Annotated in this window: 10 protein-coding genes; 8 read left to right on the top strand and 2 right to left on the bottom strand. The window is 72.5% G+C overall.

Features of this window, described 5'->3' with window-relative positions; genetic code table 11:
- Positions 1–228: 228 nt before the first annotated feature.
- The 3 genes from ACWGJ2_RS04675 (at position 229) to ACWGJ2_RS04665 (ending at position 4443) form a co-directional block, all read left to right on the top strand.
- Positions 229–2115, top strand: a complete 1887-nt coding sequence (locus ACWGJ2_RS04675) for a cellulase family glycosylhydrolase (protein WP_453344668.1) — start codon at positions 229–231, stop codon at positions 2113–2115.
- Between the two features lie 310 nt (positions 2116–2425).
- Positions 2426–3556 (top strand): cytochrome P450, encoded by a 1131-nt coding sequence (locus tag ACWGJ2_RS04670; RefSeq protein ID WP_453344667.1) that lies wholly within the window; start codon positions 2426–2428, stop codon positions 3554–3556.
- 203 nt (positions 3557–3759) lie between these two features.
- The gene (locus ACWGJ2_RS04665) at positions 3760–4443 is read left to right on the top strand and encodes a lytic polysaccharide monooxygenase auxiliary activity family 9 protein (RefSeq protein WP_453344487.1); all 684 of its coding nucleotides are present in this window, start codon (positions 3760–3762) and stop codon (positions 4441–4443) included.
- Positions 4444–4562: 119 nt separating this feature from the next.
- Here ACWGJ2_RS04665 and ACWGJ2_RS04660 read toward each other — a convergent pair whose 3' ends face one another.
- Positions 4563–5273, bottom strand: a complete 711-nt coding sequence (locus ACWGJ2_RS04660; protein WP_453344486.1) for a GntR family transcriptional regulator — start codon at positions 5271–5273, stop codon at positions 4563–4565.
- A 274-nt stretch (positions 5274–5547) separates the two neighbouring features.
- Between ACWGJ2_RS04660 and manD the strand changes: the two genes are divergently transcribed.
- From manD to ACWGJ2_RS04640, 4 genes are read left to right on the top strand one after another with little or no spacing between them, the layout of a single operon-like run.
- The gene (manD, locus tag ACWGJ2_RS04655; protein WP_453344485.1) at positions 5548–6756 is read left to right on the top strand and encodes a D-mannonate dehydratase ManD; all 1209 of its coding nucleotides are present in this window, start codon (positions 5548–5550) and stop codon (positions 6754–6756) included.
- Positions 6753–8291, top strand: coding sequence for a mannitol dehydrogenase family protein (locus ACWGJ2_RS04650; RefSeq protein WP_453344484.1), 1539 nt, complete (start codon positions 6753–6755; stop codon positions 8289–8291). Before manD ends, ACWGJ2_RS04650 begins: the two co-directional genes overlap by 4 nt.
- A 49-nt stretch (positions 8292–8340) precedes the next feature.
- Positions 8341–9846 (top strand): MFS transporter, encoded by a 1506-nt coding sequence (locus ACWGJ2_RS04645; RefSeq protein ID WP_453344483.1) that lies wholly within the window; start codon positions 8341–8343, stop codon positions 9844–9846.
- The gene (locus tag ACWGJ2_RS04640; RefSeq protein ID WP_453344482.1) at positions 9843–10904 is read left to right on the top strand and encodes an L-idonate 5-dehydrogenase; all 1062 of its coding nucleotides are present in this window, start codon (positions 9843–9845) and stop codon (positions 10902–10904) included. The genes ACWGJ2_RS04645 and ACWGJ2_RS04640 overlap by 4 nt, the downstream gene beginning before the upstream one ends.
- 255 nt (positions 10905–11159) lie before the next feature.
- Here the strand turns inward: ACWGJ2_RS04640 and ACWGJ2_RS04635 are convergent, their stop codons facing one another.
- Positions 11160–12233, bottom strand: a complete 1074-nt coding sequence (locus ACWGJ2_RS04635) for a LacI family DNA-binding transcriptional regulator (RefSeq protein ID WP_453344481.1) — start codon at positions 12231–12233, stop codon at positions 11160–11162.
- 234 nt (positions 12234–12467) lie between these two features.
- On the opposite strand from ACWGJ2_RS04635, the gene ACWGJ2_RS04630 reads away from it, so the two are divergent.
- The gene (locus ACWGJ2_RS04630; RefSeq protein WP_453344480.1) at positions 12468–14294 is read left to right on the top strand and encodes a coagulation factor 5/8 type domain-containing protein; all 1827 of its coding nucleotides are present in this window, start codon (positions 12468–12470) and stop codon (positions 14292–14294) included.
- The last annotated feature ends 36 nt before the right edge of the window (positions 14295–14330 follow it).

Here is a 14330-nt window from a genome sequence, read left to right as displayed (position 1 = left end):
GCGGGTAAGCGCGGGAGGTGTTGACGGGGCTCCCGCGAGCCCGGAATTGTAATGGCCATGGCGAATAGGCGTGTGCATGGACGACGTGCGTTCCGTGGTTTCCGCTGGGCCCACCGCCCCTCCCGTCCCCCTCGACCGCCCCGCCCGTCTCGTCCGCCCCATCCGCCCCGTCACCACCGACCACCCCGCCACCCCCTCGCCGCCGCGCTGGCCGCGCTCCTCACTGGGCTGCTGACGTTCGCGGGCGCCCCGCCGTCATCCGCGTCCCCGCCCTCATCCCCGCCCTCATCCGCGCCCGCGCCCACGTCCCCGGCCGCCGGACCCCGCACCGCCGAAGCCCTCCCCGACTCCCTGTGGTTCGACGGCCCCGCCACGGCCACCCTCACCGCCGAAGACGGCCGTTTCACGGACGGGCTCGGCCGCGAGGCGGTGCTGCGCGGCTACAACGTCTCCGGCGAGACCAAGCTGGAGGAGAACGGCGGCCTGCCCTTCGCCTCCGTCGCCGACGCCGAGAAGTCCGCGGCGGCGCTGCGCGCCCTCGGCGGCGGCAACACCGTGCGCTTCCTGCTGTCCTGGGCACACGCCGAACCGGAACGCGGACAGGTGGACACCGCGTACCTCGCCGACGTCACAGCGCAGATGCGCGCCTTCCTCGACGCCGGGATCCGCGTCTTCCCCGACTTCCACCAGGACCTCTACTCGCGCCATCTGTTCCACGAGGAGAGCTGGTACACCGGCGACGGGGCCCCGGCCTGGGCCGTCGAGGCGGGCGGGTATCCGAGGGAGTCCTGCGGGATCTGCTTCTTCTGGGGCCAGAACATCACCCAGAACGAGGCCGTGAAGCAGGCCACGTACGACTTCTGGCACAACGAGCACGGCGTCCAGGACGCGTTCCTCGACACCGCCGAGACCACCATGGCCTACCTCGCCGACCACCTGAGCGCGGAGGAGTTCGCGGCCGTCGCCGGGTTCGACCCGTACAACGAACCCCACGCGGGCAGCTACGACTCCGGCCAGAACAGCCGCACGTGGGAGCGCGACGTGCTGTGGCCCTTCTACGAGAGGTTCCGCGCCCGCATGGACGCGGCCGGGTGGCGGGACAAGCCCGCCTACGTAGAGCCCAACCTCTTCTGGAACGCGAACCTGTCCTTCCAGAAGGAGGAGGGCGGCCTCCTGGACGCGGGCACCCTCGGGCCCCGCTACGTCTTCAACACCCACTTCTACGACCAGAAGGCCATCTCCGGCGTCTTCATGCCGGGCAAGGCGCGCGACGGCCAGTACACCGGTGACTTCGAGTCCGTGCGCGAGCGCGCGGACGACTCCGGCACGGCGGCCGTCGTCAGCGAGTTCGGACACCCCCTGAAGGGGGCCGTCTCCGACAAGGCGCCGACGGTCTACAAGGCGATGTACCAGGCGCTCGACTCCCGCCTCCCCGGAGCCGACTGGTGGTCGGACCCCACGGGCTCGGGCCCCGTACTCTCCGGTACGCAGTGGCAGTGGGACATCTACAACGGCCGCCACCACGAGCTGATGAACGGCAACCCCGACAAGGTCCGCACCGAGGGCGACGCCTGGAACGACGAGGACCTGTCCGCCGTCCGCCTCGACGACTCCGGCAAGGCCGAACTGCGCCAGGACGCCCGCCTCCTCGACCGCCTGTACCCCGCCGCGACCGCGGGCCGCACCCTCGGCTTCACCTACGAGGACCGCTCGCGCGACGGCTCCGCCGCCCTCACCTGGAACCCCGTGCCCGACTCCCTGCCGCACCTCGCGGAACTGGTGGGATCGGGGCAGTACGGCGTCCTGCTGTGGCGGTCCGACGGCAAGGAGGCGCCGACCGAGCTGCACCTGCCCGCGTCCTTCGGCACCGGCGACACCACCGTCGTCTCCGACCTCGGCACCGTCCACGGGCCGCCCGCCTACACGCGGACCACGCCCGTCGCCGTCGCCCCCGAGCCCGGCGGCACCGGCAGCCGCCGCCTGCTGCTCACCTCGTCCGCGCCCGCGGGCACCCCGCACGCGGCGCTGGTCACCAACGGCGCGTCGTCCCCGTCGCCCGGCCTGCTGGCCGCCGCCGAGTCCGAACTGTCCGCGTGGGCCGAGGCACAGGGCTGACCCTGCCGGCGAAGCGGGCCGAGCCCTCCGGACCCAGGCGTGAAGTCGCGCTGACGGAGACCCGCCGACGGGCTACGGTCGGCCCCCGCGGGCCGGGGCCAGGGGCCGGGACCAGGGAGGTGCCGCGGTGAGCGGTGACGTACTGGGCACACGCAAGATCCACCGGAAGCTGGCCCCCGAAGCGGCACCGGCACCCGGCGCGGGAGCGGCACCCGGGTCGGGCCAGGTACCCGGGCCGGGACCTGGACCGGCACCGGCACCGGCACCGGCATCTGCGGCCGATCCGGGCCCCGCCGCCGACGGTTGCCCCGTGCGCCGCGGCTCCGACGGCGTCTGGCGGGTACGCGGCTACGACGAGGCGCGCACCGTGCTGCGCAGCACCGTCACGGTGCAGGCGGGCCTCGGCATCGAGACGGTGCGCAAGCTGCCCGCGCGCGTGCGGCGCCCCGTCCTGTACCGCGACGGCCCCGAACACCGCGAACACCGTCGGCAGACCGCGCGGTTCTTCACCCCGCGCCGCGTCTCCCAGGAGTACCGCCCGACGATGATCAGGATCGCGGAGGCAGAGCTCGCGAAGCTGCGCGCGGCGGGCGAGGCCGACTTGGCCGACCTGAGCTTCCACCTCGCCATCGGAGTGGCCGCCTCCGTGATCGGCCTGACCGAGGGCGGACCGGGCCTCCGGCGCCGACTGGAACGCTTCGTTCCCGAGCGGTTCGGCACACCCGGCTTCACCAGCGTCGAGGGCATCCGCTGGGTGGTGCGGCAGAACTCGAACTGGCTGCGCTTCTACGTCGCCGACGTACGCCCCGCCATCAGGGCCCACCGCCGGGCGCGCCGCGACGACCTCATCTCGCACCTGCTGGACGAGGGGTGCACGAGCCCGGAGATCCTCGGCGAGTGCCTGTCGTTCGCGGCGGCGGGGATGTTCACCACGCGGGAGTTCGTCACCGTCGCGGCCTGGCACCTCTTCTCCGACGAGGCGCTGCTCCGCCGCTACCGCGCGGCCGACGAGGACGAACGCCTCGCGGTGCTGCACGAACTGCTCCGGCTCGAACCGGTCATCGGCCGCCTCCGCCGCCGTACCACCGCGCCGCTCGACGTCCGGAGCACCGACGGGACGGTGACGGTGCCCTCCGGGGAGCTGGTCGAGCTGCTCATCGACAGTGCCAACACCGACCCGCGCGCGGTCGGACAGCAGCCCGAATGCCTCCGCCCGCAACGCTCAGTCAACGGCCTCGCCGTCGCCTCCGGGCTCTCCTTCGGAGACGGCCCGCACAGATGCCCCGGAGCCCACATCGCGATCCTGGAGACGGACATCTTCCTCAGCCGCCTCTTCGCCGAACCCGGAATACGGCTGCGTTCCGAGCCCCGCCTCACTTTCCAGGAGGCCATCGACAGCTACGCGCTGCGCGGCATGACCGTCGCAGTCGGCGACGGCTGACAGTTATCAGATAACAGGTGACGGATATCAACTAACAGATAACGAAATCTGCCAGCACCGCACCCACCGCGCCGCCCCTCCACCCCGTCCCGCCCCATGGCTTGATTACACGCTTCAACACTCCCCCGAGGAGTAATACCCTCCGCAATGGGAGCGCTCCCACTACCCGCACACCCACCCCCACGGAGAACGGAGACCCACCCATGCGTACCGATTGTCATGATCGCGCCAGACGCGTCAGGCGTGTGAGCTGGCCCCTCCGCGTGCTGACGCTGCTGTCCGCGGCGCTGCTCTGCCTGCTGTCCTGGTCCGGGACCGCCTCGGCCCACGGTTCGGTCGTCGATCCCGCCTCCCGCAACTACGGCTGCTGGGACCGCTGGGGCGACGATTTCCAGAACCCCGACATGGCGCAGGAAGACCCCATGTGCTGGCAGGCGTGGCAGGACAACCCGAACGCGATGTGGAACTGGAACGGGCTGTACCGCAACGGCGTCGGCGGCAACCACCAGGCCGCCGTCCCGAACGGGCAGCTGTGCAGCGGAGGCCGGACGGAAGGCGGGCGCTACAACTCGCTCGACGCGGTGGGCCCGTGGAAGACGACACCCGTGTCCGACAACTTCACCGTGCAGCTCTACGACCAGGCCAGTCATGGCGCCGACTACTTCAAGGTCTACGTCACCCGTCAGGGCTTCGACCCCACCACCGAGGCCATGGGCTGGGACGACCTGCAACTGGTCGCCGAGACCGGCAGATACGCGCCCAGTCAGAACTACGCGATCAACGTGAACACGTCCGGGTACTCAGGGCGCCATGTCGTCTACACGATCTGGCAGGCGTCGCACATGGACCAGGCGTACTACCTGTGCAGCGACGTGGACTTCGGCTGACGACGGACTCCCGCGTCCCGTAACCCCCTCTGCCCCTCCCGGGGGCCCGCCGGAACGGGCCTCCGGGAGGTCTCCGTCGAAGGGCCCCGTCGAGAAGGTCTCCGTCACGGCTCCCGGAGCTACTCCCAGACGACGACGCTCCGCCGCACCGGCACCGTCTCCGAGTTGGCCGCGAACAGCTCGGGCGAGTGGGCGCGGATGCGCTCGATGTCGTTGAAGACGGCGCGCAGGTGGGTGCGCATGGCGGCGCGGGCGAGCGGGACGTCGCCGCCGACGACCGCGTCGAAGATCTCGTCGTGCTGGGCGGCGAACACGGCGGGCGACACATTCTCGTAGAGGCCCAGGCGGCGGGCCCGGTCCAGGTGGCCCTTCGCGGCGGCGACGGTCGTCCAGGCGTTGCCGTGGCCGCTGAGGCGCATCAGGCCCTGGTGGAACGCCTCGTCCAGCGCGAAGAACTCCTCCAGGCCGAGGTCCTCGCGCCGCTGCTGTTCCAGGTTGCCGCGCAGTTCGCCGACGACCGCCTCGTCCAGCTCGGCCGGCAGGTCCTCCAGGGAGGCCAGCTCGACGGCCTCCCGCAGGAACTGGGCGTCGGCCACCTGCGCCGGGTCCACCCGCGAGACGAACGAGCCGATCTGCGGGAAGACCTGCACCAGCCCCTCCTGCGCGAGCAGGATCAGCCCCTCGCGCACGGGCGTGCGGCTCACGCCGAGCGAGGCCGCGAGTTCGTTCTCCGAAAGGGCGGCACCCGGCGGGAGTTCGAGGGTGAGGACCATCTGGCGCAGCGTCGTGTAGATCGCCCGCCGACTCGTCCGCCGGTTCGATTGAGCCATGCGCCCATCGTATAGCTGAGCGTGCCTCCGCCCGGCACGTTCGACGGCTCTCCCGGGCCCCTCGCCGGGCTCTCGTGCGGCGCTCCGGCGCGTCGACGGGCCTCTGATCTGCGATGTTCTCCGACGACGTGCGCGTAAAAACGTGGCGACTCTGGTATTGCCGTACTGAAACACAAGTGCTTGTATACTAGTGGTGCCCGACAGGGACGCCCGGTGCGGAGTCGCTCAGCCCACCCACACCCGTCAGCCGCAAGCCCGTGAAGGAGATCCGTCTGTGAGCAAGATCGAGCGCGCCGAGGTGTTCGTCGCCTCGCCGGGCCGCACGTTCGTCACGCTGCGCATCACCACGACGGACGGTGTGACCGGCCTCGGTGACGCCACGCTGAACGGCCGCGAGCTGGCCGTCGCCGCCTATCTGCGCGACCACGTGGTCCCCCTGCTGATCGGCAAGGACGCCGACCGCATCGAGGACATGTGGCAGTACCTCTACCGCGGCGCCTACTGGCGGCGCGGGCCCGTCACCATGACGGCGGTCTCCGCCGTAGACACCGCGCTGTGGGACATCAAGGGCAAGGCGGCCGGGATGCCCGTCTACCAGCTCCTCGGCGGGCGCTCCCGGGACGGCGTGCTGGTCTACTCGCACGCCAGCGGCACCGACGTGCCCTCCCTGCTGGACGACGTCGAGCGCTATCTGGAGCTGGGCTACAAGGCCGTAAGGGCGCAGGCCGCCGTCCCCGACGTCGGCGGCACCTACGGCGTCCGCAAGGGCAAGGTCTACGAGCCCGCGGCGACGGAGCTGCCCGACGAGCAGCCCTGGGACACCGAGGCGTATCTGAACTTCGCGCCCACCTACCTGGAGGCGGTGCGGGAGCGGTTCGGATTCGGCTTCCACCTCCTGCACGACGTGCACCACCGGCTCACCCCGATCGAGGCGGCCAGGTTCGGCAAGAGCGTCGAGAGCTGCCGCCTGTTCTGGATGGAGGACCCTACCCCGGCCGAGAACCAGGAGGCGTTCCGCCTGATCCGGCAGCACACCACGACCCCGATCGCGGTCGGCGAGGTGCTGAACTCGATCTGGGACGTCCAGCATCTGATCACCGAGCAGCTCATCGACTATGTGCGCACCACCGTCGTGCACGCGGGCGGCATCACGCATCTGCGGCGGATCTTCGACCTCGCCGCGCTCTACCACGTGCGCACCGGCTCCCACGGCGCGACGGACCTCTCGCCCGTGAGCATGGCCGCTGCCGTGCATCTCGATGTCACCGTGCCGAACTTCGGCATCCAGGAGTACATGGGCCATCCCGACGAGGCGGCGGAGGTCTTCCACGGCGGTGCCACGTTCGCCGGCGGGATGCTGCACCCCTCGGAGGAGCCCGGGCTCGGCGTCGAGTACGACGAGAAGGCCGCCGAGCGCTTCCCGTACCAGCAGCGCTATCTGCCGGTCGCGCGGCGCCTCGACGGTTCGGTGCACGACTGGTGAGCGCCGACGCACTCCCCCAGCACCAGCCCCAGCACCAGCCCCAGTCCCTGAGCCGTGCGGCGCTGCCCCGGCTCGCGCCCGGTCAGCGTCCCGCCGTCGACCCCGCCGAACTGCGCACCCGCGTCGTGCACTTCGGGCTCGGCGCCTTCCACCGCGCCCACCAGGCCGTCTACACCGAGAACGCCGCGGCCCGCTCCGGGCAGCCCTGGGGCATCACCGCCGTGGCGCCCCGCTCGGCGGAGACGGTGCGCGCCCTGCGGGGCCAGGACTGCCTGTACTCCCTCACCGAACTCGACGGACTCAACGGGCGTCGGCCCGGCGGCGAGTGGCGGCCCGGCGGCTGCGCGACGCGCGTCGTCGGCGCCGTCACCGGCGCGCTGCACATGGGCGCGGACGCCGCGGCCGTCGACGCGCTGCTCGCCGACCCCGAGGTGACGGTGGTGACCCTGACCGTCACGGAGAAGGGGTACCACCGGTCGCCGCGCACCGGTGGCCTGGACGCGTCGGCGCCGCCCGTCGCCGCCGACCTCGCGGCCCCCTCCGGCGCCGCCCTCGGCACCGTGGTCGGGCGCCTGGCCACGGGCCTCGCGGCCCGGATGCGCGCGGGGGCGCCCCCGGTCACCGTCGTGTCCTGCGACAACATGGCGGACAACGGCGCCGCGCTGGAACGGCTGGTCCACGACTACGTCCGCGCCAGCTCCTGGCCCGACCGCGCCACGGTGCTGGACCGGCTGGCCCTGGCCGTCGCCTTCCCCTCGACGGTCGTGGACCGGATCGTGCCCGCCGCGACGGACGCCGACCGCGACGCCGCGGGCGCGGCGCTCGGTGTGCGCGACGCGCTCCCCGTCGCGGGCGAGCCCTACCGGCAGTGGGTGCTGGAGGACTCCTTCGCCGCGCCGCGCCCCCCGTGGGAGCTGGACGGCGCCCTGTTCGTCCCGGACGCCGCGCCCTACCAGCTCACCAAGCTGCGGCTGCTCAACGGCTCCCACTCGGCCCTCGCCCACCTCGGTCTGGCCGTCGGCCGCACCACGATCGCCGACGCCATGGCGGCCGACTGGGGCGAGCGCCTCGTGCGGGCACTGTGCGCCGAGATCGCCCCGACGCTCCCCGTGGGCGGCCCCGATACGGGCGCGTACGCCGACGACCTCGTCGCGCGCTTCCGCAACCCCGCGATGCGGCATCTGCTGCGGCAGATCGGCTCCGACGCCTCGCTGAAGATCACGGAGCGGTGGCTGCCCGCGCTGCGGGAGCTGCGCGCGCGTGGCGCGGGCAGCCCGGTGCTCGAACTCGCCCTCGCGGGCTGGGCGCACACCACGCGCCCTTGCGACGACGGGACCGGGAGCGTCACCGAGGGGGTCACCGACCCCGCGCGGGACGCGCTCGCCGCCTGCTGGGGACCGGGGAAGCGACCGGCAGACGTCGTCGGCGCGCTCCTGCGGGTCCTGGGCGCGGCGGACCTGGCGGAGGACACCGCGCTGGTCACGGCCGTCGCGGACCGGCTTCCCGCGCTACGGGCAGGCCGCGTCGACATCTGACACCCCCGCCCCCGACCCTCCACGCAGTGCACGGACAACGGAGTTCACGATGCAGCACAGCGCCACCGCAGCGGAGCCCTCGGGCACCCCGCCACGCGGCACACAGAACACCACAGGCACCACACGCACCACACGCACCACACGCGATCTCACCAAGGCCGCCGTCTCCGGCTGGCTCGGCACGGCCATGGAGTTCATGGACTTCCAGCTCTACTCGCTGGCCGCAGCCATCGTCTTCAACAAGATCTTCTTCCCTGACGTCAGCCCCGCGATGGGCCTGATCGCCGCGATGGGCACCTACGGCGTCGGCTACGTCGCCCGGCTCGCGGGCGCCGTCTACTTCGGCCGGATGGGCGACCGCCTCGGCCGCAAGAAGGTCCTCTACATCACCATCCTGCTGATGGGCGCCTCCACCACCCTCATCGGCGTCCTGCCCACCTACTCGATGATCGGCATCCTCGCGCCCGTCCTCCTCGTCGTCCTCCGGCTCGTCCAGGGCTTCGGCGCGGGCGCCGAGATCGCGGGGGCGACGGTGATGCTGGCCGAGTACGCGCCCGTCAAGCGGCGCGGACTGGTCTCCTCGCTGGTGTCGCTCGGCACCAACTCGGGGACGCTCGCGGCCTCGGGGCTCTGGGCCGTGCTGCTCGCCGTCCTGAGCGAGGAGCAGTTGCTCTCCTGGGGCTGGCGGCTGCCCTTCCTGCTCAGCTTCGGGCTGATGATCTTCGCGGTGTGGCTGCGTACGGGGCTCAAGGAGAGCCCGGTCTTCGAGGAGCGGCCCGACGTGGTGGACGGCGTCGCGATGACGCGCGACGAGGTCGAGTCCACGCTCGCGGCGACGGACAGCACGGAGGGCACTGGCGACGCGAACGGCGGAAGCGGCGCGGACAACGCCAAGAGCACCGGAGACACGACGGACCGCAAGGCCGGTGTGCTGGAGGCGGGCATCCGCCAGCGCAAGGGCAAGGCGTTCTTCCTCACCCTGGGCCTGCGCTTCGGGCAGGCGGGCAACTCCGGCCTGCTCCAGACGTTCCTCGTCGGCTACATCGCCACCAACCTCGCCGTCGGCCGGTCCGTCCCCACGGACGCGATCGTGTACGGCTCGCTCGCCGGGTTCGTCACCGTCCCCCTCGTCGGCCTGCTCGGCGACCGCTTCGGACGCCGCCCCGTCTACCTCGCGCTGACCGTGCTCACCATCGTCACGGCCTTCCCCGTGATGTGGCTGATCACCTCCGGGTCCACCGCCGCGCTGATGCTGGGCATGATCCTCGGCGTGAACATCGGCGTGCTCGGGCTGTTCTCGCTGGAGAGCGTGACGATGGCCGAACTCTTCGGCTCCCGTACGCGGTTCACCCAGCTCGCGCTGGCCAAGGAGATCGGCGGCATCCTCGCCACCGCCGTCGGCCCGGTCATCGCGGCGACGCTCACCGCCGCCACCGGCAGCTGGTGGCCCATCGCCGTGATGCTCATCGTCTACTCACTCATCACCCTGATCAGCGCGTATCTCGCCCCGGAGACACGGGGACGCGACCTGGTCCGCCTGGAGGACGCGGTATGAAGGCCGTCACGAAAGCCGTCATGAAGGCCGTCGTGGTGCACGGTCCCGACGACGTACGGATCGACGAGCGCGCCCGCCCCGTACCGGGCGAGGGCGAGGTCCTCATGGCCATGGAGTGGGGCGGCATCTGCGGCTCCGACCTCGCCTACTGGAAGCGGGGCGCCTCCGGCACCGCCACGCTCGCCCACCCCCTCGTCCTCGGCCACGAGGTCGCGGGCCGGATCGCCGCGCTCGGGCCCGGCGTGACGGGGCTCGCCGAGGGGCAGCCCGTCACCGTCCACCCTGCGGAGCTGGTCGGCGACGGCGCGCTGCCCAGCACCATCGCCGGGCGCACCAACCTCTACCCGCACATCCGCTACTTCGGCTCGGCGGCCTTCGACCCGCACACCGACGGCGGCTTCAGCGAGTACCGCGCGGTGCGGGCCGAGCAGATCAGGGCACTGCCCGAGGGCGTCGGCACCGAGGCGGGCGCGCTGGCGGAACCGCTGGCCGTCGCCCTGCACGCCGTGGGCCGGGTGCCCGCGCTGCGCGGCCGTACGGTGCTGGTCAACGGCGCCGGGCCGATCGGCTCCCTCGTCGTCGCGGCGGCCAGGCTGCGGGGCGCCGCGAGCGTCGTGGCCGCCGACCTCTCCGCCTCCTCGCTCGCCGTGGCCCGCGCCATGGGCGCCGACGCCACCCACGACCTCTCGCGCGGCGAACCGCTGCCCGAGGACGTGGACGTGGCCTTCGAGGCGTCCGGCGCACCGTCCGCGCTGGGCCCGGTGCTGCGTGCGACGGCGCGCGGCGGCACCGTCGTCCAGGTGGGCAACCTGCCCGGCACGGCCGCCCCTGCGACCCTGGGCGACCTGGTCACCCGCGAACTCACCTGGATCGGCTCCTACCGCTTCGTCGACGAGATCGACACGGCCCTCACAGCGCTGCGCGACGGCCTCGACGTCACCCCGGTCATCAGCCACCGCTTCCCCCTGACCCGGGCCGAGGAGGCACTGACCGTCGCCGCCGACCCGGCGGCGGGGAGCAGCAAGGTGATGCTGCGGCTGGGGGACGCGGAGGGGTGACGGAGCTGGGGCCTGTCCGACCACTCGCGCCCGGCCCGGGGGGGTGCCCCCAGCGGTGGCCGGGGGCACCCGGCACGCACGTCCGCCGCGTTGCCGAACCGGCCGAGCAGCCCGCTGCGAGGACGTCCTCCGCTTTGCGACTGCACGCACCGCCTCCCGGCGGTAGCCGGGGGGGACAGCGCCAGTTGCCGGACGGGCCCCAACCCGCGCCCGCCCGGGAGCGGCCGGGGCGGCCGAGCCCCGAAGGGGAACCGCCTACGCCGACCCCCGCTCCACCAGCACCGGCCGGAACACCCTGGACCCCGGCGCGCTCCCCCGCTCCCGCTCCGGTTCCCTGATACGCGCCAGCAGCAGCCGGGCCAGTTCGGCGGCCATCTCCTCCACCGGCTGGCGGACCGTGGTCAGGGGCGGTTCGCAGGCCACGGCCGCCTCGCTGTCGTCGAAGCCGACCACCGACACGTCGCCCGGCGGCAGCCCGACGCCGACGCCCGCGCGCAGCAGTGTCTGGAGCGCGCCCTGTGCCATCAGATCCGAGGCGACGAACACGCCGTCCAGGTCCGGACGCTCCGCCAGGAGCCGACGCATCGCGGCGGCGCCGCCAGCGCGCGTGAAGTCCGCCTCAGCCCAGGGCGCGTCGGTGACACCGTGCGCGGCGAGCGCGTCGCGGAAGCCTTCGAGCCGCTCCTGGGCGGCGGGCATGTCCTGCGGTCCGGCGATCGTGCCGATCCGGCGGCGGCCCCGGGAGAGCAGATGGCCGACGGCCAGCCGCGCCCCCGCCCGCTGGTCCACCTCCACATACGGCAGCGGAACCTCCCGCGCCGGACGCCCGGAGAGCACCGCGGGCAGCCCGCTCTCGGCGAGGAGCCGGGGCAGCGGGTCGGCGGCGTGCGAGGAGACGAGGACCGCGCCGTCGACGTGGCCCTGCCGCACGTAGGACACGAACTGGCGGCGTGACGCCTCGTCGTCCACCAGCATCAGCAGCATCTGCACCCCGGCCGGGCGCAGCACGTCCAGGAGGCCGCCGACCACCCGCCCGAAGTGGGGGTCGGTGAACATCCGGCCGACGAAGGGGGCCGCGACGGGGCGCCGTTCCCGTTCGGAGATCACCAGGGCGACGGAGTCGGTCCGCCGGGTCACCAGGGAGCGGGCCGCCTGGTGGGGCACGTAGCCGGTGGCCTCGACGGCGTCCTCGACCTTGCGGCGCAGCGCCGGGTCGACGGTGGGTGTGCCGTTGACGACACGGGAGACGGTGGCCCGCGACACCCCCGCGGCGCGGGCCACGTCCTCCAGGGTCACCGGGCGGCCGGGCCGCGGCGCGTCGGCAGTCATCGACCCTTTATAGCCCCACGTGGGAGCCCGTGGCGCCAACCGGCGTGCCCGGCCGCCGGTTCGGCCGGGTGCGCCGAGTTCCGCGTGACATCGTGCGCACCCCCTTGACGTGTCTCATCCAAGCCACAACTATCCAACGCCAGAGAGCGCTCTCTCACGGATCACCGTTCATGTTGTGAACACGCGCACGCCCGGAACGTCCGCCGAATCCACCCCCCACCAGAGAGAGTTGACATGACGTCGAACCTTCCTCAGCCCGGCACGTCCACCGAGAGATCCGCCGTCTCCCGCCGCGCGGCGCTCGCCGCAGCGCTGGCGGTCCCGGCCGCCGGCATGCTCGCCGCGAACGCCGCCTCCCCCGCGACCGCAGCGCCGCGACCGGCCGCGGCCCCCGCCGCCCGGCCTCGGCCCGCGAACGCCCTGGCGCCGGACTTCGGCCCGAACGTGATCGTCTTCGACCCGTCCACCGCGGGCATCCAGGCCAAGCTGGACGAGGTGTTCAAGCGGCAGGAGTCGGCGCAGTTCGGCACCGGCCGCTACGCGCTGCTGTTCAAGCCCGGCACGTACAACGGCCTCAACGCGCAGATCGGCTTCTACACCTCGATCATGGGCCTCGGGCTGACCCCCGACGCCACCCACATCAACGGCGACGTCACCGTCGACGCGGGCTGGTTCAACGGCAACGCCACCCAGAACTTCTGGCGTTCGGCCGAGAACCTGTCCCTCTCCCCCGTCAACGGAACCAACCGCTGGGCGGTCTCGCAGGCGGCCCCGTTCCGCCGGATGCACGTGCGCGGCAATCTGAACCTCGCGCCCAACGGATACGGCTGGGCCAGCGGCGGCTACATCGCCGACAGCCGCGTCGACGGCACCGTACAGCCGTACAGCCAGCAGCAGTGGTACACGCGCGACAGCTATGTCGGCGGCTGGCTCAACGCCGTGTGGAACATGGTCTACTCCGGCGTCGAGGGCGCCCCCGGCAACACCTTCCCCGACCCTCCGTACACCACCCTGGACACCACCCCGTACTCCCGCGAGAAGCCCTTCCTCTACCTCGACGGCGCGGAGTACAAGGTCTTCCTGCCCGCCCTGCGCACCAACGCGCGGGGCACCAGTTGGGGCGGCGGCACCCCGCAGGGCCAGTCGCTCTCCCTCTCCGCCTTCTACGTCGCCAAGCAGGGCGACAGCGCGGCCACCCTCAACGCCGCGCTCGACCGGGGCCTCCACCTCCTGCTCACCCCCGGCATCTACCACCTCGACCGCGCCATCGAGGTGAAGCGCGCGAACACCGTGGTCCTCGGCCTCGGCTACGCGACACTCATCCCGGACGGCGGGGTGACCGCGCTCAAGACCGCCGACGTGGACGGCATCCGGCTGGCGGGCCTCCTCGTCGACGCCGGGCCGCAGAACTCCGCCACGCTCGTCGAGATCGGCCCCTCGGGCGCGAACACCGCGCACTCCGGCAACCCGACCACCGTCCAGGACGTGTTCATCCGGATCGGCGGCGCGGGCGCGGGCAAGGCCACCACCAGCATGGTCGTCAACAGCAGGCACACGATTGTCGACCACACGTGGGTGTGGCGCGCCGACCACGGCGAGGGCGTCGGCTGGGAGACGAACCGGGCCGACTACGGCGTCGTCGTCAACGGCGCCGACGTGCTGGCCACCGGGCTGTTCGTGGAGCACTTCAACAAGTACGACGTGCAGTGGAACGGCGAGCGCGGGCGCACGATCTTCTTCCAGAACGAGAAGGCGTACGACGCGCCCAGCCAGGCCGCCATCCAGAACGGCAGCATCAGGGGCTACGCGGCGTACAAGGTCGCCGACTCCGTCAACACCCACGAGGGCTGGGGCCTGGGCAGCTACTGCTACTACAACGTCGCGCCGAGCATCGTGCAGGAACACGGCTTCGCGGCGCCGAACAAGGCGGGCGTGAAGTTCCACCATCTGCTCGTCGTCTCGCTCGGCGGCCAGGGCCAGTACGCGCACGTCATCAACTCCACCGGCTCCCCCACGTCGGGCACCTCGACCGTGCCGTCCACGGTGGTCTCCTTCCCCTGACCGCCGCCCGGCCCCGCGCGGCCGTCGGCGCGACGA

It is taken from the genome of Streptomyces sp. NPDC054796 (assembly GCF_053611545.1).
The sequence above is the reverse complement of the archived record's forward strand: the minus strand, read 5'-3'. Positions and strand labels throughout refer to the sequence as shown.